The sequence below is a fragment of the Paraburkholderia sp. JPY419 genome (assembly GCF_050435705.1).
Lineage (GTDB): Bacteria > Pseudomonadota > Gammaproteobacteria > Burkholderiales > Burkholderiaceae > Paraburkholderia > Paraburkholderia youngii.
The window spans coordinates 892,354-912,238 of sequence record NZ_JBNDKV010000002.1 but is presented as its reverse complement, the minus strand read 5'-3'; the positions used below and the strand labels follow the sequence as shown (position 1 = coordinate 912,238).

General features: G+C 62.8%; 18 protein-coding genes, 1 tRNA gene and 1 pseudogene. 15 read left to right on the top strand and 5 right to left on the bottom strand.

The window, feature by feature from the left end; all coding sequences use genetic code 11:
- Window positions 1-15: 15 nt before the first annotated feature.
- A complete protein-coding gene (locus QFZ91_RS10360) occupies window positions 16-438 on the bottom strand; it encodes a DUF3619 family protein (RefSeq protein ID WP_429567173.1) in 423 nt (140 codons plus the stop codon).
- A complete protein-coding gene (locus tag QFZ91_RS10355; protein WP_008920621.1) occupies window positions 435-998 on the bottom strand; it encodes an RNA polymerase sigma factor in 564 nt (187 codons plus the stop codon). The genes QFZ91_RS10360 and QFZ91_RS10355 overlap by 4 nt, the downstream gene beginning before the upstream one ends.
- A gap of 356 nt (window positions 999-1,354) precedes the next feature.
- On the opposite strand from QFZ91_RS10355, the gene QFZ91_RS10350 reads away from it, so the two are divergent.
- The 6 genes and pseudogenes from QFZ91_RS10350 (at window position 1,355) to QFZ91_RS10325 (ending at window position 8,438) form a co-directional block, all read left to right on the top strand.
- On the top strand, window positions 1,355-3,118 hold the full coding sequence (locus QFZ91_RS10350) for an acetolactate synthase 3 catalytic subunit (RefSeq protein WP_429567172.1): 1,764 nt from the start codon (window positions 1,355-1,357) through the stop codon (window positions 3,116-3,118).
- A gap of 124 nt (window positions 3,119-3,242) precedes the next feature.
- A complete protein-coding gene (gene ilvN, locus QFZ91_RS10345; protein ID WP_008920618.1) occupies window positions 3,243-3,734 on the top strand; it encodes an acetolactate synthase small subunit in 492 nt (163 codons plus the stop codon).
- A 104-nt stretch (window positions 3,735-3,838) separates the two neighbouring features.
- Window positions 3,839-4,856 (top strand): annotated as a pseudogene (gene ilvC / locus QFZ91_RS10340) (ketol-acid reductoisomerase).
- A gap of 133 nt (window positions 4,857-4,989) precedes the next feature.
- The gene (locus QFZ91_RS10335) at window positions 4,990-5,628 is read left to right on the top strand and encodes a phosphatidylserine decarboxylase (protein WP_115102455.1); all 639 of its coding nucleotides are present in this window, start codon (window positions 4,990-4,992) and stop codon (window positions 5,626-5,628) included.
- Window positions 5,629-5,652: 24 nt separating this feature from the next.
- Window positions 5,653-6,522, top strand: coding sequence for a CDP-diacylglycerol--serine O-phosphatidyltransferase (gene pssA, locus QFZ91_RS10330; protein ID WP_176109134.1), 870 nt, complete (start codon window positions 5,653-5,655; stop codon window positions 6,520-6,522).
- A 368-nt stretch (window positions 6,523-6,890) separates the two neighbouring features.
- A complete protein-coding gene (locus QFZ91_RS10325; RefSeq protein ID WP_429567171.1) occupies window positions 6,891-8,438 on the top strand; it encodes a 2-isopropylmalate synthase in 1,548 nt (515 codons plus the stop codon).
- 126 nt (window positions 8,439-8,564) lie between these two features.
- Here the strand turns inward: QFZ91_RS10325 and QFZ91_RS10320 are convergent, their stop codons facing one another.
- The 3 genes from QFZ91_RS10320 to QFZ91_RS10310 all read right to left on the bottom strand — a co-directional run bounded on the left by QFZ91_RS10320 (window position 8,565) and on the right by QFZ91_RS10310 (window position 11,653).
- Entirely contained in the window at window positions 8,565-10,127 is a 1,563-nt protein-coding gene (locus QFZ91_RS10320) for a SulP family inorganic anion transporter (protein ID WP_429567170.1), read from the bottom strand.
- 109 nt (window positions 10,128-10,236) lie between these two features.
- Window positions 10,237-10,872: a carbonic anhydrase gene (locus tag QFZ91_RS10315; RefSeq protein ID WP_429567169.1), complete on the bottom strand. Its 636-nt coding sequence runs from the start codon at window positions 10,870-10,872 to the stop codon at window positions 10,237-10,239.
- A gap of 229 nt (window positions 10,873-11,101) precedes the next feature.
- A complete protein-coding gene (locus QFZ91_RS10310) occupies window positions 11,102-11,653 on the bottom strand; it encodes a hypothetical protein (RefSeq protein WP_176380822.1) in 552 nt (183 codons plus the stop codon).
- A 188-nt stretch (window positions 11,654-11,841) separates the two neighbouring features.
- Between QFZ91_RS10310 and QFZ91_RS10305 the strand changes: the two genes are divergently transcribed.
- From QFZ91_RS10305 to QFZ91_RS10265, 9 genes are all read left to right on the top strand, one after another.
- Window positions 11,842-13,149: a branched-chain amino acid ABC transporter substrate-binding protein gene (locus QFZ91_RS10305; RefSeq protein WP_429568620.1), complete on the top strand. Its 1,308-nt coding sequence runs from the start codon at window positions 11,842-11,844 to the stop codon at window positions 13,147-13,149.
- A gap of 194 nt (window positions 13,150-13,343) precedes the next feature.
- Complete coding sequence (gene rpsO / locus QFZ91_RS10300; protein ID WP_008920609.1) at window positions 13,344-13,616, top strand: 30S ribosomal protein S15; 273 nt, start codon at window positions 13,344-13,346, stop codon at window positions 13,614-13,616.
- A gap of 347 nt (window positions 13,617-13,963) precedes the next feature.
- Window positions 13,964-16,099, top strand: coding sequence for a polyribonucleotide nucleotidyltransferase (gene pnp / locus QFZ91_RS10295; RefSeq protein ID WP_176109129.1), 2,136 nt, complete (start codon window positions 13,964-13,966; stop codon window positions 16,097-16,099).
- A 145-nt stretch (window positions 16,100-16,244) separates the two neighbouring features.
- Window positions 16,245-17,261, top strand: coding sequence for an NAD(P)H-quinone oxidoreductase (locus QFZ91_RS10290; RefSeq protein ID WP_429567168.1), 1,017 nt, complete (start codon window positions 16,245-16,247; stop codon window positions 17,259-17,261).
- A gap of 97 nt (window positions 17,262-17,358) precedes the next feature.
- Window positions 17,359-18,135, top strand: coding sequence for a triose-phosphate isomerase (tpiA, locus tag QFZ91_RS10285; protein WP_176109127.1), 777 nt, complete (start codon window positions 17,359-17,361; stop codon window positions 18,133-18,135).
- Window positions 18,136-18,217: 82 nt separating this feature from the next.
- Entirely contained in the window at window positions 18,218-18,613 is a 396-nt protein-coding gene (gene secG, locus QFZ91_RS10280) for a preprotein translocase subunit SecG (protein ID WP_429567167.1), read from the top strand.
- A gap of 112 nt (window positions 18,614-18,725) precedes the next feature.
- A tRNA-Leu gene (locus QFZ91_RS10275) sits at window positions 18,726-18,810 on the top strand.
- A gap of 158 nt (window positions 18,811-18,968) precedes the next feature.
- On the top strand, window positions 18,969-19,328 hold the full coding sequence (locus tag QFZ91_RS10270; RefSeq protein WP_018420012.1) for an NADH-quinone oxidoreductase subunit A: 360 nt from the start codon (window positions 18,969-18,971) through the stop codon (window positions 19,326-19,328).
- A 62-nt stretch (window positions 19,329-19,390) separates the two neighbouring features.
- Window positions 19,391-19,870, top strand: coding sequence for a NuoB/complex I 20 kDa subunit family protein (locus QFZ91_RS10265; RefSeq protein ID WP_006052903.1), 480 nt, complete (start codon window positions 19,391-19,393; stop codon window positions 19,868-19,870).
- The last annotated feature ends 15 nt before the right edge of the window (window positions 19,871-19,885 follow it).

Sequence of the window (19,885 nt, the reverse complement as noted above, 5' to 3'; positions counted from 1 at the left end):
CGAGGAATCTCCCGCTCAGTGGGCGCGTGAAAGATACGCGTTGAAGCCGTGGTCGAGATAGGCATTGAGCGGCAGGTCGTCGCTAAGCATGGCAGCATCGATATCGGCGAGTTCGGCGGTGCGCTGCTGGTCTTCCCAGTACGCGATGCCGATCAGGCTCACCACCAGCGCGGCGAGCGGCCACGCGAGCGCGAAGCGGCGCAGCGACCAGCGGCGGCGCGGCTCGAAGCCTCTCTGCGGCAGCCCGGCGGCCATGCCAGCGAACGCAGGCACGAACACCGGCGCGCTGACGGCTTCGGGCTTCTTGCGCGCCAACGCGGCGCGACGCGCGGCGGCGAGCCGGTCGACGGTGGCGGGAGGGAGGCTGGCGGTGTTTTCGTCGAGCGCGCGGCGCAGTCGACGCGCAAACTCGAGTTCTGTGTTTTCGAGGGAGCTCATAGCGTGATTCCTTTCGCCTTGAGCGCTTGTGCCAGCGTGTGGGTGGCCCGGGAGCAGTGCGTTTTCACACTGCCTTCGGAGCAGCCCATTGCGGCGGCAGTCTCGGCGACATCCATATCCTCCCAATAACGCATGAGAAACGCCTCCCGTTGACGTGCCGGTAATTTCTGGATCTCGTCGTCGATCAACTGCAGGACCTGCTCGCGCTCGAGCTTCTGCTCATTGCTCTCGGCGCCAGCCGAACCCGCCTCGGCCTCGAAGGTTTCCAGCGGATCGAATTCGTCGTCGTCGGCGTTGCCGAGCGACGAGAACAGACTAACCCAGGTGTTGCGTACTTTGGCACGACGGAAGTAGTCGTGTGTCGCATTCTGCAGAATACGCTGAAACAGGAGGGGCAGTTCGGCCGCCGGGCGGTCGCCGTATTTCTCGGCGAGCTTGATCATCGCGTCCTGCACGATGTCGAGGGACGCATCGTCGTCCCGCACGGCGTAGACCGTCTGCTTGAACGCGCGCCTTTCGACGCCCGCCAGAAAATCGGCGAGTTCCTTGTCTGATGCCATCCGTGTGGGGGTCGGCGCAGCAAGCGTGCGCGTAATCGGTCGAAAAATGTCGTAAAACTCGCGGATGCTAACAAATTTTTGCTCGGATTGGGGTGAAACCTGCTGAACCTTGCAATTGCATGACAATCACATTCTGTCCGATCGCGCGCTCCTGCGCGGGTCCTAATGGCAATATTTTCTTGACCGCGAGCGCGCCAACAGCTATCGTCGCTGGTTCGCAACATAAGTGAGTTGTCTCAATTGAGGTGTGGCCCAAGAAGCCCGCCTGTCAACTGGACGCGCCGCTTGAACCCGAGCCACAAGCCCGGCAGAGAGCACCCGATCAATTTTTTGCCGAAAATTCGAAAGGTGAATCAATGAATATGCCCAGCGCGGAATTCTCCACGTCGGATACGACCCCCCCTCACGAAGCAGACTCTATCGGCGCCACCGTGCTCATGAAGGCACTGGCCGACGAAGACGTCGAATTCATCTGGGGCTATCCCGGCGGCTCGGTACTCTACATTTACGACGAGCTGTACAAGCAGGACAAGTTCCAGCACGTGCTGGTGCGCCACGAGCAGGCCGCCGTGCATGCTGCCGACGCCTATGCCCGCTCCACCGGCAAGGTCGGCGTTTGTCTCGTGACCTCCGGCCCCGGTGTCACCAATGCCGTGACCGGCATCGCCACCGCCTATATGGATTCGATCCCGATGGTCGTGATCAGCGGCCAGGTGCCGACTGCCGCGATCGGTCAGGACGCGTTCCAGGAATGCGACACGGTCGGCATCACGCGTCCCTGCGTGAAGCACAACTTCCTCGTGAAGGACGTGCGCGATCTCGCCGCCACCGTCAAGAAAGCTTTCTACATCGCCCGTACCGGCCGTCCCGGCCCTGTGCTGATCGACATTCCGAAGGACGTGTCGAAGGCGCCGTGCCAGTACGAGCCGATCAAGAGCGTGTCGCTGCGCTCGTACAACCCGGTCACGAAGGGCCACTCCGGTCAGATCCGCAAGGCGGTTTCGCTGCTGCTGTCGGCGAAGCGCCCGTATATATATACCGGCGGCGGCATCGTGCTCGCGGACGCGTCGCGTGAGCTGAACCAGTTTGCCGATCTGCTCGGCTATCCGGTCACCAATACGCTGATGGGCCTGGGCGGCTACCGCTCGAGCGACAAGAAATTCCTCGGCATGCTCGGCATGCACGGTACGTACGAAGCCAACATGGCGATGCAGCACTGCGACGTGCTGATCGCCATCGGCGCGCGTTTCGACGACCGCGTGATCGGCGATCCGAATCACTTCGCGTCGCGGCCGCGCAAGATCATCCATATCGACATCGATCCTTCTTCCATTTCCAAGCGCGTCAAGGTCGACATTCCGATCGTCGGCGACGTGAAGGAAGTGCTGAAGGAACTGATCGAGCAGTTGCAGACGGCCGAGCATGGCCCCGACACTGTGGCGCTCGCCGAGTGGTGGAAGGACATCGAAGGCTGGCGCGCGAAAGACTGCCTGAAGTTCGACCGCAAGAGCGACATCATTAAGCCGCAGTACGTGGTCGAAAAGGCGTGGGAGCTGACCGACGGCAACGCGTTCGTGTGCTCCGACGTCGGCCAGCACCAGATGTGGGCCGCGCAGTTCTACAAGTTCAACAAGCCGCGTCGCTGGATCAACTCCGGTGGCCTCGGCACGATGGGCTTCGGCTTGCCCGCCGCGATGGGCGTGAAGATGGCCCATCCGGACGACGACGTACTGTGTATCACGGGCGAAGGCTCGATCCAGATGTGCATCCAGGAGCTGTCGACCTGCAAGCAGTACGACCTGCCGATCAAGATTATTTCGCTGAATAACCGCTATCTGGGCATGGTGCGCCAGTGGCAGCAGATCGAATACAGCAAGCGCTATTCGCATTCGTACATGGATGCGCTGCCGGACTTCGTGAAGCTCGCCGAAGCGTACGGTCACGTGGGCATGCGCATCGAGCGCACGGCCGACGTCGAACCGGCGCTGAAGGAAGCGCTGCGCCTGAAGGATCGCACGGTGTTTCTCGACTTCCAGACCGATCCGACCGAAAACGTCTGGCCGATGGTTCAGGCCGGCAAGGGCATCACCGAGATGCTCCTGGGTTCGGAAGATCTTTAACGACGGGGCGCACGGGTAACTCCAGCGCCGGCTTCGTGATGCGCGCCTTCACAAAAGGCGAAAGCAGACGAAGCGGCGCCGCTCCGCTCGCAGACATCGACACTACATCTGGAAGAAGCGAAACATGAGACACATCATTTCCGTCCTGCTGGAAAACGAACCGGGCGCATTGTCGCGCGTGGTGGGTCTGTTCTCGGCACGCGGCTACAACATTGAAACCTTGACGGTGGCTCCGACCGAAGATCGTTCGCTGTCGCGCATGACCATCGTCTCCGTTGGCTCCGACGACGTGATCGAACAGATCACGAAGCATCTGAACCGCCTGATCGAGGTGGTGAAAGTGGTCGACCTTACCGAGGGCGCTCACATCGAACGCGAGCTGATGCTGATCAAGGTGAGGGCGGTCGGCAAGGAACGTGAGGAGATGAAGCGGATGTCGGACATTTTCCGCGGCCGCATCATCGACGTCACCGAAAAGACCTACACGATCGAACTGACGGGGGCGAGCGACAAGCTCGACGCCTTCATCGAGGGGCTCGACTCCACGGCGATTCTCGAGACGGTCCGCACGGGCAGCTCGGGCATCGGTCGCGGCGAGCGCATTCTGAAGGTCTGACGTCGCGTTTCGCAAGGGCGGGCAGCGCCGCATCACCCGGCTGTAATAACAACATTCGCAGTACCTGAATTTTCTGAATCATTGAATCTAGCCAAGGAACCGACATGAAAGTTTTCTACGACAAGGACGCCGATCTCTCTCTCATCAAGGGCAAGCAGGTCACCATCATCGGCTATGGCTCGCAAGGCCATGCGCACGCGCTGAACCTGAAGGAAAGCGGCGTGAACATCACGGTCGGTCTGCGTAAGGGCGGCGCATCGTGGAGCAAGGCTGAAAACGCCGGCCTGCAAGTCAAGGAAGTCGCGGAAGCGGTGAAGGGCGCGGACGTCGTGATGATGCTGCTGCCGGACGAGCAGATCGCCGACGTGTACGCGAAGGAAGTCCACGCGAACATCAAGCAGGGCGCAGCGCTCGCGTTCGCGCACGGCTTCAACGTGCACTACGGCCAGGTGATCCCCCGTGCCGACCTCGACGTGATCATGATCGCGCCGAAGGCGCCGGGCCACACGGTTCGCGGCACCTATTCGCAAGGTGGCGGCGTGCCGCACCTGATCGCGGTTGCGCAAGACAAATCGGGCGCGGCGCGCGACATCGCTTTGTCGTACGCAGCGGCTAACGGCGGCGGCCGTGCCGGCATCATCGAAACGAACTTCCGCGAAGAAACCGAAACCGACTTGTTCGGCGAGCAGGCTGTGCTGTGCGGCGGTACCGTCGACCTGATCAAGGCTGGCTTCGAAACGCTGGTCGAAGCGGGCTACGCGCCGGAAATGGCGTACTTCGAGTGCCTGCACGAACTGAAGCTGATCGTCGACCTGATCTACGAAGGCGGCATCGCGAACATGAACTACTCGATCTCGAACAACGCCGAGTACGGCGAGTACGTGACGGGTCCGCGCATCGTGACCGCTGAAACGAAGAAGGCGATGAAGGCCGTGCTGACCGACATCCAGACCGGCGAATACGCGAAGAGCTTCATCATCGAAAACCAAGGCTGGCGCACCGACGCTGCAATCGCGTCGCCGTCTGACGGCCGAGCACCAGATCGAGCAGGTTGGCTCGAAGCTGCGCGCAATGATGCCGTGGATCGCGAAGAACAAGCTCGTCGACCAGTCGAAGAACTAAGCGTCTCGACGTCACGAGGTCCGGCGCGGCGCCTTCAGCGCGGCGGCCGGACCAGTCAAAAAGCCGTCCAAGGGTGCTGAACCCTGGGCGGCTTTTGCTATCCTACGGTTTTACAAAAACACAGAAGCCATCCATGAATTACCCTCATCCGATCATCGCGCGAGAAGGCTGGCCGTTCATCGCCATCGCGGCCGTCGTTGCACTACTGGTTCACGCCTTCGCGGGGTTCGGCTTTGCGTGGCTCTTCTGGCTGATCCTGATCTTCGTCGTGCAGTTCTTCCGCGACCCGGCGCGTCCGATTCCGACGCAGGCCAACGCGGTGCTGTGTCCCGCCGACGGTCGCATCGTCGCGGTAGAAACCGCCCATGACCCCTATGCGAATCGTGAAGCGCTGAAGATCAGCGTCTTCATGAACGTGTTCAACGTGCACTCGCAGCGCTCCCCGGTCGACGGCGCGATCTCGAAGGTCGAATACTTTCCCGGCGCTTATCTGAACGCCGCGGTCGATAAAGCCTCGCTCGAAAACGAACGCAACGCGGTCGTGATCGAGATGGCCGGCGGCCAGACGGTCACGTCGGTGCAGATCGCCGGGTTGATCGCACGGCGCATTCTTTGCTACGTCCGTGCCGGCGAGCCGCTGACCCGCGGGCAGCGCTACGGATTCATCCGCTTCGGTTCGCGCGTCGACGTGTATCTGCCGGTGGGCAGCCGCCCGCGCGTATCGATCGGCGAGAAGGTGTCGGCGTCGTCCACGATCCTCGCCGAGCTGTAAAGCGGCATACAGGAGGTTGTCCGAATGGCCGCATTCAAACCGCGTCGACCTCGCAGCAGCGGACCGCTGCCGCGTCCGTTTCGTCGCAACAAGCCGGTGGTCACGGAGTCGCCGGCCGTCGACAGCCGGCGCGCGCAGCGTCAGCAATTCCTCAGAAAGCGCGGCATCTACCTGCTGCCGAACGCGTTCACCACGGCCGCGCTGTTCTGCGGTTTCTTCGCCGTCGTGCAGGCGATGAACGTGCGCTTCGAGATCGCGGCGATCGCGATCTTCGTCGCTATGGTGCTCGATGGCATGGACGGCCGCGTCGCGCGCATGACGCATACGCAAAGCGCGTTCGGCGAGCAGTTCGACAGCCTGTCGGACATGGTGTCGTTCGGGGTTGCGCCCGCGCTCGTGATGTACGAGTGGATACTGAAAGACCTCGGCCGGTGGGGCTGGCTCGCAGCGTTCGTCTATTGCTCCGGCGCGGCGCTGCGGCTCGCGCGTTTCAATACGAACATCGGCGTGGTCGACAAGCGGTTTTTCCAGGGCATGCCGAGCCCGGCCGCGGCTGCGCTGATCGCCGGTTTCGTGTGGCTCGCCACCGACAACCGCGTGCCGCTGAAGCTCGTTTGGCTGCCGTGGGTCGCGTTCGTGCTGACCATCTATGCGGGCGTGACGATGGTGTCGAACGCACCGTTCTACAGCGGCAAGGCGCTCGACGTGCGGCATCGCGTGCCGTTCGGCGTGATCCTGCTGGTGGTGGTCGCGTTCGTGCTGGTGTCGTCCGACCCGCCGCTGATGCTGTTCGGTCTGTTCGTGCTGTACGGTCTGTCCGGCTACGTGTTCTGGGCGTATCAGGCGATGCGCGGCCGGGCCAATCCGGCGCGTTCGATGTCGCACGACCGGTGACGATTCGAACTTCGCTGCATCGCAGCGACATACGAAAAACGGCAGCCTAGGTGCTGCCGTTTTTCGTTGGCTGATGCTGTTACGAGCCCGCTTCGGAGCGCGCCGCGGGCCGCCCAGGCGTGCATTGCGTGGTGGCTGGAATGCCGCTATAGTCGTCGGATCAGTGCGTTGGCGTGGCCGATTTTGCCGGGTCGGCGAGACCGTTCGCTGCGCCGCGCCATCATGCTTGGTTCTCGCCCTTATGCGTTTTTGCGTTCCGTCCGCGCCGGCCGCGATCATCGCGATCGCCCTACCTTGCCAGCGGTGGCGCCCATCGTCCTATCCCAAAACCAAGTCCCACATCTGAACGACTCCCGAGGAGGCCCGACATGTCCGACAAACTGATCATTTTCGACACCACGCTGCGTGACGGCGAGCAATCGCCCGGCGCATCGATGACGAAGGAAGAGAAGATCCGCATCGCCAAGCAACTCGAACGGATGAAAGTCGACGTGATCGAAGCGGGTTTCGCGGCCAGCTCGAACGGCGACTTCGACGCGATCCATACGATCGCCGGTCTGGTGAAGGACAGCACGATCTGCTCGCTTGCGCGCGCGAACGACAAGGACATTCAGAAGGCCGCCGACGCACTGAAACCGGCCGATCATTTCCGCATCCACACGTTCATCGCGACGTCGCCGCTTCACATGGAAAAGAAGCTGCGCATGACGCCCGAGCACGTGTTCGAGCAGGCCAGGCTCGCGGTGCGTTTCGCGCGCAAGTTCACCGACGACGTCGAATTCTCGCCGGAAGACGGCAGCCGCTCGGATATGGACTTCCTGTGCCGTGTGCTGGAAGCGGTGATCGCCGAAGGCGCGACCACGATCAACATCGCGGACACGGTCGGCTACGGCGTGCCGGAGCTCTATGGCCAGCTCGTGAAGACGCTGCGCGAGCGCATTCCGAACTCGCACAAGGCGGTGTTCTCCGTGCATTGCCACAACGACCTCGGCATGGCGGTCGCGAATTCGCTCGCCGGCGTGCGGATCGGCGGCGCGCGACAGGTCGAATGCACGATCAACGGTCTGGGCGAGCGCGCGGGCAATACGTCGCTCGAAGAAATCGTGATGGCGGTGAAGACCCGCAAGGATTACTTCAGACTCGACGTCGGTCTCGATACGACTCAAATCGTGCCGGCCTCGAAGCTGGTGTCGCAGATCACTGGTTTCGTCGTGCAGCCGAACAAGGCCGTGGTCGGCGCGAACGCATTCGCGCACGCGTCGGGCATCCATCAGGACGGCGTGCTGAAGGCGCGCGACACCTACGAAATCATGCGTGCGGAAGACGTGGGCTGGACCGCGAACAAGATCGTGCTCGGCAAGCTGTCGGGCCGCAATGCGTTCAAACAGCGTCTGCAGGAGCTCGGCATCGCGCTCGACAGTGAAGCCGAACTGAATACCGCGTTCGCGCGTTTCAAGGAACTTGCGGATCGCAAGGCCGAGATTTTCGACGAAGACATCATCGCGATCGTCAACGAGGAATCGGCCGAAGCGCACGAGAAGGAGCACTACAAATTCCTGTCGATGTCGCAGCATTCGGAAACCGGCGAGCAGCCGCATGCGAAGGTCGTGTTCTCGGTAGAGGGAAAAGAGATCACCGGTGAAGCACGCGGCAATGGCCCGGTCGACGCCACGCTCAACGCGATCGAAACGGAAGTGGGCAGCGGCTCCGAGCTGCTGCTGTACTCGGTCAACGCGATCACGACCGGCACTCAGGCACAAGGCGAAGTGACCGTGCGGTTGTCGAAGAGCGGACGCATCGTCAACGGTACCGGCACCGATCCGGATATCGTCGCGGCGTCCGCGAAGGCGTATTTCTCGGCGCTCAACAAACTCTATTCGAATGCGGACAAGTTGAATCCGCAGCGCTCGGAGTAACGCGAACATGGCGCGCCGGTAGCGCGCAATCTCGACGGTGAATCGAAGGAGAAGCCCCGCGATGCCTGGCCCGCGGGGCTTTTTTTCGCGGTCATCGCGCGGGCGCGATGATCCGATACGCGGGGACTACTCCGCTGTCGTGCGCCGCAGCGACCAGCCGCTCGTTGCGCGCGCCTGCTCGCGGACCTGATATCTGAGGTCGACGGTGATTCCGCGGCGGGGCGCATCCGCGACGAACGCATCCAGCAGTTCGCGCACGTCGTGATCGACGAAATCGGCGCGTGTCGCGTCGACGATGACGGTGGCGCCATGCGGAATCTGCTGCAGATAGTGCTTGAGCGGCACCTTGCCGAGAAACGATACGTCCTTGCGAAACGACAGCAGGTAGTGATCGCCATGCTGCGCGAGCACGATCGGGCCGCGCAGGTTTGCGTACAGCGCGAACAGCATGCTGCACAGTATGCCGAGCACGATACCGATCAGCAGATCGGTGACGAGCACACCGACGACCGTGACGATAAACGGTGCGAACGGCGCGAATCCCTGTCGCGCAAGCCCGGCGAACAACGACGGCTTGGCGAGTTTGAACCCGGTGAAGATCAGGATCGCGGCAAGGCAGGCGAGCGGGATCAGGTTGATCACGCTGGTGAGCGCGAACACGCTCACGAGAAGCAACACGCCATGAACGATCGCTGAGAGCCGGCTTTTTGCGCCGGCATGCACGTTCGCGGAGCTACGCACGATCACCGCAGTGATCGGCAGGCCACCGATCGCACCCGCGATCAGATTGCCCACGCCCTGCGCCTTCAGTTCGCGATCGGGCGGTGCGCGGCGGCGTTCCGGATCGAGCTGTTCGACCGCTTCGAGGCTCAGTAGCGTTTCGAGACTTGCGAGGATGGCGATCGTAATCGCAACGCGCCATATGTCTGGATTGATGAGCTGGGCGAACCGTGGTCCGAAGTCGGCCGACGCGAGCACGGCTTGCAGTGCCGCGAACGATTCGAGCGACGGCAACGCGACCCGCCGTTCGGCGGGCGGGGCCAGCGATGGCGCGACGATATCAAGAGCGAGCGTCGCGCCGATGCCGAGCAGCACCACCGCGAGCGGCGCCGGCATGATGCGCACGACAGCGAAGCGGCGCAGCGTGCGGGTTTCCCAGCCGGCGAGGATCGCAAGCGACAGCAGCGTGATCAGCACGGCGGTCAGCGAGATTGGGCCGAGCGGCGTTGCGAGCGCCGCCGCCGGGTGGGCGGAATGAGCGGTGCCGGACAGGCCCAGTGCTACGGGACACTGCTTGAGGATCAACAGCACGCCGATGGCCGCGAGCATCCCCTTGATCACCGGCGACGGCACGTAGGCGGCGAACCGGCCAGCCCTGAGCATGCCGAAGCTGAACTGGATGACGCCCGACAGGAGCACAGCCAGCAGGAAAGCGGAAAAGCCGCCAAGCCGCGCGATGCCGTCGACGACGATCACGACGAGGCCCGCGGCCGGGCCGCTCACGCTCAGGCGCGAGCCGCTCAGCGCGGCAACCACGAGCCCGCCAATGATGCCCGACACCAGTCCGGCAAATGGGTCGACGCCCGATGCGTGAGCAATGCCGAGGCAAAGCGGCAGCGCCACCAGAAAAACGGCCGTTCCGGCGAGCACGTCGCGCTGGAGCGCGGAGAAGGGGGTTTGAGTATCCATGGAGTCCAGAAGCGAGAGGTGGGGCGGCGGGCGATGAACAGGGGTGGCTCGAAGAGGATTCCGCTGTCGGCTCCGTCCGCGGTTCGAATGGCGGGTGCGACGCGCTTCGCTAGGCCGCGCTGTGCGCGGCGGTCGGGCAGCTCATCGCGTCGTCGGCGCTGTAGCCGGAGGTGAGAACCTTGAGGCGCCCGTCGTCGAGCGCAAAGATCCAGCCGTGCACGAGCGGCGCCGGATCAGCCTCGTGCACGATCGGGCTCGCCCGTAGCTGCCTCACCTGTTCAAGCACGTTCAGCTCGGCGAGGCGATTGACGCGATCCGATTCGGTCGCCGCGCCCTCCAGTTCCGGGCGATGCGTTTTCGCGAGCGTGCAGAGCGGCGCGATACGCCGGTTTACATGGGGCAGCGCGGGGTCGGGCGGCAGCAGCGCGGCGCGCACGCCGCCGCAGCCATAGTGGCCGCAGACGATCACATGGCCGACCTTGAGCACTCGCACCGCGTATTCGAGGACGCTCGCGACGTTGTCGTCGCCGGGATCAAACAGGTTGGCGATGTTGCGATGGACGAACAGATCGCCGGGCTCGCAATGCGTGATCGTTTCGGCGGGCACTCGGCTGTCCGCACAGCCTATCCACAGAATGTGTGGATTCTGTCCGCGCATGAGATCGCGAAAGAATGCCGGATTGCGCGTCGCGGTTTCATGGGCCCACGCGACGTTGGCGACCAGCAGGTGTTTGGGGCGGTTCATCGTAGCAGCTCCGTAACAGAGGCAATTGACCTTGCACCGGACCGGAACCGCAGTTGCGCGGTCGATCGTCAGCCGGTGCACGAACGGTGTTTACAATAACCTTTCTTTTGCGAAGTTGTCGACGTGAACAGGATAAAATTCTTCTTGATGCTTGGAGAATAAAAAAGCTGCCTACGGAAGGCAGCTTTTTTTGAGATAGCGTTCTTCGTTCGAAGATCGCGCTCGGGACTCAGAACAGGCTGCGGCGGTCGGGCTCGTGCAGCGGGTCGGGGGTCTTCTGCGTGAGGCGCAAGATACCCTGGTCATCGAAGTAGAAGCTGTACAGCATGTACCAGACGTTGTCTTCGAGATAGCGATAGGTCCAGACTTCGCGCCTCATCATCGGGAAGTACGACGTTTCGACCGGACGGCCGAAATTCACCAGTACGTCGCTGCGCGTCCATTTGCCGATCTCGGCGCGGTAGAACTCGTTGGGTTGCAACACCTGGCGCATGTTGACGATCTTGCCGGCCGCGTCGATGTCGGCGGCGGTGGTGGTTTCGCCCATCGGTTGGGTCGGCCACATCAGGCGCTTGCCGCCGTCGGGCAGGTCGTAGGTTTCGCGCGGCGGTCCGAGCCGCGCGATCACCGTCGATGCATCCGCTCCCTGTTGATACTGCTGCCACGGCTGGGCGCAGCCGGCGAGCGCGAGCACGCTCAGGCAAACGAACGCGGCGCGCCGCAGACTCGCGCCGGCCGGGGTTGTGATAGAGGCCGCCGTGCGGTGATGGCGGTTCGACATGTATTTCCTCCGATGGCGTTTGAATAGCGGTTCTTATCATCGAGACCCACCATTTTGACACGCGCCGTGGCGAAAGAATGGCGCTGCCCGAACGTGGATCGCCTCCAAAGGAGAACGGATGCGCCGGCTTGCCTATTCCGTGCGCGTGGTTCTATGATCCGCGCTTCGAAGATTCAGGCAGGACGACCATGACGGCGGTGTGGCAACGGGCGGCGGCGATTGCGCTGACGGCGATTTCAATGGCGGCGGTGGGCGTTGGCGTGGCTCAGGCGACGAGTTCGGGGGTGAATCCGACCGGCAAACCCACGGGCGCCCCGATCCGGCTCGCGCTGATCGAGGGCATGTCCGGCCCGTTCGCGAACGCGGGCGCGGCGGTCGAGCGCAATCTGCGCTTCGGCGTCGAGCAGGTCAACGCGCGCGGCGGCGTGAAGCTCGCGGACGGCGCGCATCCGTTCGAACTCGTCGTGCTCGACAGCAAGGGCAGCGCGGAAGAAGCGCTCACGCAAATGCGCGCAGCCGCGGATCGCCATATCGGCTACATCCTGCAGGGCAATAGCTCGGCGGTCGCCGCGGCGCTCATCGGCGCGATCGACAAGCAAAACAGCCGCGAGCCGGACAACCGCGAACTGTTCCTGAACTACTCGGCCGACGACCCCGCGCTCACCAACGCGAACTGCAGCTTCTGGCACTTCCGCTTCGACGCGCACGCGGGCATGCGGATGGCCGCGCTCGCCGAGGTGATCGAGCGCGACAAGACGGTGAAAAAGGTCTACCTGCTGAACCAGGACTACAGCTTCGGCCACGACGTGAGCAGCCTCGCGCGCTCGACGCTCACGGCGAAGCGCCCCGACATCGCGGTGGTCGGCGACGAATTTCACCCGATCGGTCGAGTGAAGGACTTTGCGCCGTACATCGCGAAGATCCGCGCGAGCGGCGCGGACGCCGTGATCACCGGCAACTGGGGCAACGACCTGACGTTGCTCGTGAAGGCGGCGCGCGAGCAGGGCCTCGACACGAAGTTCTACACGTTTTACGGCAACAGCCTCGGCGCGCCGGCCGCCCTCGGCGACGCGGGCGTGGGTCACGTGATCGCCGTGGCCGAGTGGCATCCGAACGTCGGCGGCGCGGCCTCCGATGCATGGTACGCGGCGTTCCGCGCGCGCTATCCGGCCGCGCAGGACGACTATCCGGTGCTGCGTATGCCACTGCTGCTCGACACACTCGCCGCCGCGATGAACCGCGCCGGCAGCGCCGATCCGACGGCGGTCGCGAAAGCGCTCGAGGCAATCCGCATCGACAACGGTTTTCACGCATCCTGGATGCGCGCCGACGACCATCAGCTGATCCAGCCCCTTTACGTGATGCAGATGGACAAAGCCAGCACACCCGGCGTGCATTTCGATAACGAAGGTTCCGGCTACGGCTTTCGCACGGTGCTGGCGCTATCAGCCGAGCGTACGGTATTGCCGACGGTCTGTCGGATGCGGCGCCCCTGAGCGATGCGCGATTCGCCTTGCTAGCGCGGGCTTCGCGGCAGATGTCGGCTGTGCTACAATACGCGTCCCGTTGTTCGGCTGAGTTCTCATTCAGCTAATTCAGCCACGAACGGGGCTCAGTAAATTGTGAAACGGGTATCCCACGGCACGGCCTTTCTTCCGTGACCGCCTGTCCAGTTATCAAGGAAATTGACATGTCCGCAGTTGAAGCAAGCAAGAAGTCCGAAGTCGTCGCGCAATTCGCACGCGCAGCTAACGACACCGGCTCCCCCGAAGTTCAGGTCGCGCTGCTCACGACCCGTATCAACGAACTGACCTCCCACTTCAAGGAGCACACGAAGGATCACCACAGCCGCCGCGGTCTGCTGCGCATGGTGAGCCGCCGTCGCAAGCTGCTCGACTACCTGAAGGGTAAGGACGCGGATCGGTACCGCAGCCTGATCGAGAAGCTGGGTCTGCGTAAGTAATCGGCCAGTCGTTCAGCAAGATGCCTGTGTCAGTTTCGCTGATACAGGCATTTTGTTTTTGCACGGCGCGCTTCGTGTAACGCGCACCGCCTGTGATCCGCGGCGGTATGCCGGTTCGCGCGGCGTCCACGGGCAAGCGTAGCAGCAGTAGCAGAGCAGCAGTAGAAAAGCAGTAACAGGAAACAAGGCCGGGCTTCAGGGCAGAGTTTTGTGTCATTCCAGCGGTTCGCGCGCGCGTGCAGCACGTGACTCTCTGGAATGGCATAGCACGACTCTTCCCATGCGGCGCCGGCCCCGGCGTTGCCGCGCCGCTTCCGGTCCGCGCGGCATTACGATGAGGAAAAGCAATGACTATGTTCAATAAGATCGTCAAAGAGTTTAAGTGGGGGCAGCACAACGTTCGCCTCGAAACCGGTGAAATCGCTCGCCAGGCGAGCGGCGCGGTGATCGTCGACGTCGAAGACACCGTGGTGCTCGCCACCGTGGTCGGCGCGAAGACCGCGAAGCCCGGCCAGGACTTCTTCCCCCTCACCGTCGATTACATCGAAAAGACCTACGCCGCCGGCAAGATCCCGGGTGGCTTCTTCCGTCGCGAAGGCCGGCCGTCGGAGGGCGAGACGCTGATCTCGCGACTGATCGACCGTCCGCTGCGCCCGCTGTTTCCGGAAGGCTTCTACAACGAAGTGCAGGTCGTGATTCACGTGCTGTCGCTGAATCCGGAAATCCCCGCCGACATCCCGGCGCTGATCGGCGCATCGGCGGCGCTCGCGGTGTCTGGCCTGCCGTTCAACGGCCCGGTCGGCGCGGCACGCGTGGCCTACATCAACAACGAATACGTGCTGAATCCGACGCGTCCGCAGATGAAGGAATCGGCGCTCGACCTCGTCGTCGCCGGTACGGAACGCGCGGTGCTGATGGTCGAATCGGAAGCGCAGCAGCTGAGCGAAGAGGTGATGCTCGGCGCCGTCGTGTTCGGTCATGAGCAGATGCAGACCGCGATCGACGCGATCCACGAACTGGTCCGCGAAGGCGGCAAGCCCGAGTGGGACTGGCAGCCGGCCGCGAAGAACGAAGCGCTGATCGCGCGCGTCACGGAACTCGCGCAAGCCGATCTGCTCGCCGCTTACCAGATCCGCGACAAGCAGGCTCGCTCGACCAAGCTGAAGGAAGTCTACGCGGCGACCTCGGCGAAGCTCGAAGAAGAAGCGGCGGCAGCCGGTACCGTGGCGGCCGACAAAGCGTCGGTCGGCAACGTGCTGTTCGACATCGAAGCGAAGATCGTCCGTACCCAGATCCTGAACGGCGAGCCGCGTATCGATGGCCGCGACACGCGCACCGTGCGCCCGATCGAAATCCGTACCGGCGTGCTGCCGCGTACCCACGGCTCGGCGCTGTTCACGCGCGGCGAGACGCAGGCGCTGGTGGTTGCGACGCTCGGCACGAAGGGCGACGAGCAGAGCATCGACGCGCTGGAAGGCGAGTACCGCGAACGCTTCATGCTCCACTACAACATGCCTCCGTTCGCGACCGGCGAAACGGGCCGCGTCGGTTCGCCGAAGCGCCGTGAAATCGGTCACGGCCGTCTCGCCAAGCGCGCGCTCGTCGCGTGCCTGCCGAGCGCCGACGAATTCGGCTACTCGATCCGTGTCGTCTCGGAAATCACCGAGTCGAACGGTTCGTCGTCGATGGCTTCGGTGTGCGGCGGCTGCCTCGCGCTGATGGACGCCGGCGTGCCGATGAAGGCTCACGTCGCCGGTATCGCGATGGGACTGATTCTCGAAGGCAACCGCTTCGCGGTGCTGACCGACATTCTCGGCGACGAAGATCACCTCGGCGACATGGACTTCAAGGTCGCGGGTACGGAACAAGGCGTGACCGCGCTGCAGATGGACATCAAGATCCAGGGCATCACGAAGGAAATCATGCAGGTCGCGCTCGCGCAGGCTAAGGAAGGCCGCATGCACATTCTCGGCAAGATGACCTCGGCCGTGGCAGGCGCGAACACGCAGCTGTCGGAGTTTGCACCGCGCATGATCACGATCAAGATCAACCCGGAAAAGATCCGCGACGTGATCGGCAAGGGCGGCTCGGTGATCCGTGCGCTGACCGAAGAAACCGGCACGACGATCGACATTTCAGACGACGGCGTCGTCACGATCGCGAGCACGAACAGCGAAGGCATGGCCGAAGCGAAGCGTCGTATCGAAGCGATCACGATGGAAGTCGAAGTGGGCCAGGTGTACGAAGGCACCGTGCTCAAGCTGCTCGACTTCGGCGCGATCGTGAACATCCTGCCGGGTAAAGACGGTCTGCTGCATATTTCCGAGATCGCGAACGAGCGCATCAAGGACATCAACGACTATCTGAAGGATGGCCAGCAGGTGAAGGTCAAGGTCATCCAGACGGACGAGAAGGGTCGTGTGCGTCTGTCGGCGAAGGCACTGCTGAACGACGCGCCGCAAGGCGAACCGACGCCGCAGTAAGGCGGTAACGGACAAACGGCCGGCCGTGTCATGCACGCCGGCCGTTTTTCATGCAGGATGGATTGCGTTGCGTATTCGAATCGCAGCGCTACGGCGGACGGCAGCAACGGGTAGGCAACGCAATCCAATCTTGGAGTTGACGCAGATGAAAGCGATCGAAATCACTGAATTCGGTGCCCCGGAAGTCCTCAAGCTGGCAGAGCGTCCGACGCCGCAGCTCAAGGCTGGCGAGGTGCTGATCAAGGTGGCGGCATCCGGCATCAATCGTCCGGACGTGTTTCAGCGCAAGGGCGGCTATGCGCCGCCGCCGGGAGCGTCGGATCTGCCGGGGCTGGAGGTGGCGGGCGAGATCGTCGGCGGCACGATCGAAGCGAAGAACAATCCGTTCGGTCTGAAGATTGGCGACCGCGTTTGCGCGCTGCTCGCGGGCGGCGGCTATGCCGAGTATGCGGCGGCGCCGCTTCTGCAATGCCTGCCCGTGCCGGCCGGATTGTCGGACGTCGAAGCGGCTTCTTTGCCCGAGACTTTCTTCACGGTGTGGAGCAACGTGTTCAATCGCGCGCAGCTCGGCCAGGGTGAGGGCGGCGCGAACGAAACGCTGCTCGTGCAGGGCGGATCGAGCGGCATCGGCGTGACGGCGATCCAGATTGCGCACGCGCTCGGCTTCCGTGTGTTCGCCACCGCAGGCTCGGACGACAAGTGCCGCGCGTGCGAAGCGCTCGGCGCCGAACGGGCGATCAACTACAGGACTGAAGATTTCGTCGAAGTCATCAAGTCGCTGACCAACGATCGTGGCGTCGACGTGATCCTCGACATGGTCGCGGGCAGCTACGTGCCGCGCGAACTGTCGGCGCTCGCCGACGGTGGGCGCATCGTGCTGATTGCGCTGCTCGGCGGCGCGAAGGCGGAGCTGAACCTGAACGAAGTGCTGCGTCGCCGTCTGACCGTTACCGGTTCGACACTGCGGCCACGGCCGATCGAGTTCAAGGCACAGATCGCCGCGCAATTGAAAGAGCACGTATGGCCGCATCTCGAAGCCGGGCGCATCAAGCCGGTGGTGCATCGCGTGTTTCCGGCCACCCAGGCTGCCGACGCGCATACGCTGATGGAAAGCAGCACCCACGTCGGCAAGATCGTGTTGACGTGGGGTCAGGAGGCTTGACACCATCGGTTTGACCCGATCCACCCCACGCAGTAAAATTGCGCGTTTTGCGCGCGCCGGAGCAGGTCGGACTGGCGAGACAGGACAATACGAGACGATGTCTAATCAACAACGAGCCAAACTGGTAGTCGGTAACTGGAAGATGCATGGGCGGCTCGCCGCGAACGCCGCGTTGTTGCGGGCAGTGGTGCAGGGCGCCAATGAATTGCCGGCCGACGTGCGCGTCGGTGTCTGCGTGCCGAGCCTCTATGTCGCGCAGGCGCAGTCGCTGCTCGAAGGCAGCCCGGTCGTGTGGGGCGTGCAGGACGTTTCCGCGTTCACGCATGGCGCCTACACCGGCGAAGTGGCTGCGCCGATGGTGACGGACTTCGGTGCCACGTTTGCGATCGTCGGGCATTCGGAGCGTCGCGCGTATCACCGCGAAAGCGCCGAGCTGGTCGCGGTGAAAGCGCAGCGTGTGCTCGAGGCGGGTTTGACGCCGATCGTGTGCGTGGGCGAAACGCTCGAAGAACGCGAGGCTGGTTCGACCGAGCAGGTCGTCGGCGGTCAGCTCGACGAAGTGCTCGCGAAGCTGTCGTCTCAGGACGCGGCTCGCCTCGTCGTCGCGTATGAGCCGGTGTGGGCAATTGGCACCGGCAAGAGCGCATCGGCGGCACAGGCGCAGGCCGTGCATGCGTTCCTGCGTGCTCGTCTCGCGGCAAAGGGTGCGGCGGACGTACCGTTGCTGTACGGCGGCAGCGTGAAGCCGGACAACGCGGAAGAACTGTTCCGTCAGAACGATATCGACGGCGGCCTGATCGGCGGCGCGTCGTTGAAAGATCAGGATTTCCTGGCGATCTGCAAGGCGGCCGCTGCGACCAGCGTGGCGGGTTAAGCAGGGCGTCTCGACGAGGATGACTCCTTTTCGCGCAACACACCGTGTGCGGCGCGGTTAAATAAAGACTCAGGTGAGTGTGATGCTGTATTTGAAAACATTGATTATCGTCGTTCAGTTGTTGTCGGCGCTCGGGGTCATCGGCCTCGTGTTGCTGCAGCACGGCAAAGGTGCCGACATGGGCGCAGCTTTCGGCAGCGGCGCATCGGGTAGCCTGTTTGGTGCGACGGGTTCGGCGAACTTCCTGTCGCGTACCACGGCGGTGCTCGCGGCGCTGTTCTTTGCCACGACCTTGGCGCTCACTTACCTTGGTGCGTATCACGTGAAGCCGTCGGCAGGCGTGCTGGGCGCGGCGGCTACTGCACCGATCGCGGCTTCGCCTGCTTCCGCACCGGCTGCAGGCTCGGCTCCGGTGGCGGCATCGCCCGCAGTGCCTGCTTCGACCGCGTCGGTTCCGGCAACGGGTGTGCCGAAATAAATTTTCTGTAGGCGTGCTCTTGTGCGTTGAACAATCTGTTTAAACAAGTTACAATTCAAGTCTTGAAGCGATTCGCGGGTTTTACAAGTTGTTTTCCCGGATTGCATATAGTGCCGACGTGGTGAAATTGGTAGACACGCTATCTTGAGGGGGTAGTGGCGAAAGCTGTGCGAGTTCGAGTCTCGCCGTCGGCACCAAATGTTATCTAAATGCCAGCCGCTTGCTTCGCTTCGGCTGGCATTTTCACTTCTGGCGTATGGCTGTAGGGCTTACGTCATGCGTGTTGAGGAAGTGATTTCGCGTCAGGGGTGCTATGCTCCTGACGGCACTCAGAACCAACCGATTGAGGATTGTCTTGAACCTCGCAGCCTATTTCCCCGTTTTGTTGTTCCTTATTGTGGGCACCGGTTTAGGCGTAGCACTGGTCAGTATCGGCAAGCTCCTCGGTCCCAACAAACCCGACACCGAAAAAAACGCACCGTACGAGTGCGGCTTCGAAGCATTCGAAGATGCGCGCATGAAGTTCGATGTGCGTTACTACCTCGTCGCCATTCTCTTCATCATTTTCGATCTTGAAACCGCGTTCCTGTTCCCGTGGGGCGTGGCATTGCGCGACATCGGCTGGGCCGGGTTCACGGCAATGATGATTTTCCTGCTCGAGTTCCTGCTTGGTTTTGCCTACATCTGGAAGAAGGGCGGCCTCGACTGGGAATGATGGATTAATCGCCGGTTTGCGTGGGTGGCCAGGCTTGCCGCCCCGTCTGGAGTGGAAAGCAAATGAGTATCGAAGGGGTCTTGAAAGAAGGGTTTGTCACCACTACGGCAGACAAACTGATCAACTGGACGCGCACCGGCTCGCTGTGGCCGATGACGTTCGGTCTCGCATGCTGCGCGGTCGAGATGATGCATGCGGGCGCCGCCCGTTATGACCTCGACCGTTTCGGTGTCGTGTTCCGTCCGAGTCCGCGTCAGTCGGACGTGATGATCGTCGCCGGTACGCTGTGCAACAAGATGGCGCCCGCTCTGCGCAAGGTCTACGACCAGATGGCGGAGCCGCGCTGGGTAATCTCGATGGGCTCGTGCGCGAACGGTGGCGGCTATTACCACTACTCGTACTCGGTGGTGCGCGGCTGCGACCGGATTGTCCCGGTCGACGTGTACGTGCCGGGTTGTCCGCCCACCGCGGAAGCGCTGGTGTACGGCGTGATCCAGTTGCAAGCCAAGATTCGCCGCACCAACACTATCGCCCGTCAATAAGGCCAAAGCCTCCCC

Bases quoted from the DNA above. Each gene is read 5' to 3' on its own strand.
- QFZ91_RS10360 (WP_429567173.1), bottom strand. From the start codon at position 438: ATGAGCTCCCTCGAAAACACAGAACTCGAGTTTGCGCGTCGACTGCGC.
- QFZ91_RS10355 (WP_008920621.1), bottom strand. From the start codon at position 998: ATGGCATCAGACAAGGAACTCGCCGATTTTCTGGCGGGCGTCGAAAGG.
- QFZ91_RS10350 (WP_429567172.1), top strand. From the start codon at position 1,355: ATGAATATGCCCAGCGCGGAATTCTCCACGTCGGATACGACCCCCCCT.
- ilvN (WP_008920618.1), top strand. From the start codon at position 3,243: ATGAGACACATCATTTCCGTCCTGCTGGAAAACGAACCGGGCGCATTG.
- QFZ91_RS10335 (WP_115102455.1), top strand. From the start codon at position 4,990: ATGAATTACCCTCATCCGATCATCGCGCGAGAAGGCTGGCCGTTCATC.
- pssA (WP_176109134.1), top strand. From the start codon at position 5,653: ATGGCCGCATTCAAACCGCGTCGACCTCGCAGCAGCGGACCGCTGCCG.
- QFZ91_RS10325 (WP_429567171.1), top strand. From the start codon at position 6,891: ATGTCCGACAAACTGATCATTTTCGACACCACGCTGCGTGACGGCGAG.
- QFZ91_RS10320 (WP_429567170.1), bottom strand. From the start codon at position 10,127: ATGGATACTCAAACCCCCTTCTCCGCGCTCCAGCGCGACGTGCTCGCC.
- QFZ91_RS10315 (WP_429567169.1), bottom strand. From the start codon at position 10,872: ATGAACCGCCCCAAACACCTGCTGGTCGCCAACGTCGCGTGGGCCCAT.
- QFZ91_RS10310 (WP_176380822.1), bottom strand. From the start codon at position 11,653: ATGTCGAACCGCCATCACCGCACGGCGGCCTCTATCACAACCCCGGCC.
- QFZ91_RS10305 (WP_429568620.1), top strand. From the start codon at position 11,842: ATGACGGCGGTGTGGCAACGGGCGGCGGCGATTGCGCTGACGGCGATT.
- rpsO (WP_008920609.1), top strand. From the start codon at position 13,344: ATGTCCGCAGTTGAAGCAAGCAAGAAGTCCGAAGTCGTCGCGCAATTC.
- pnp (WP_176109129.1), top strand. From the start codon at position 13,964: ATGACTATGTTCAATAAGATCGTCAAAGAGTTTAAGTGGGGGCAGCAC.
- QFZ91_RS10290 (WP_429567168.1), top strand. From the start codon at position 16,245: ATGAAAGCGATCGAAATCACTGAATTCGGTGCCCCGGAAGTCCTCAAG.
- tpiA (WP_176109127.1), top strand. From the start codon at position 17,359: ATGTCTAATCAACAACGAGCCAAACTGGTAGTCGGTAACTGGAAGATG.
- secG (WP_429567167.1), top strand. From the start codon at position 18,218: ATGCTGTATTTGAAAACATTGATTATCGTCGTTCAGTTGTTGTCGGCG.
- QFZ91_RS10265 (WP_006052903.1), top strand. From the start codon at position 19,391: ATGAGTATCGAAGGGGTCTTGAAAGAAGGGTTTGTCACCACTACGGCA.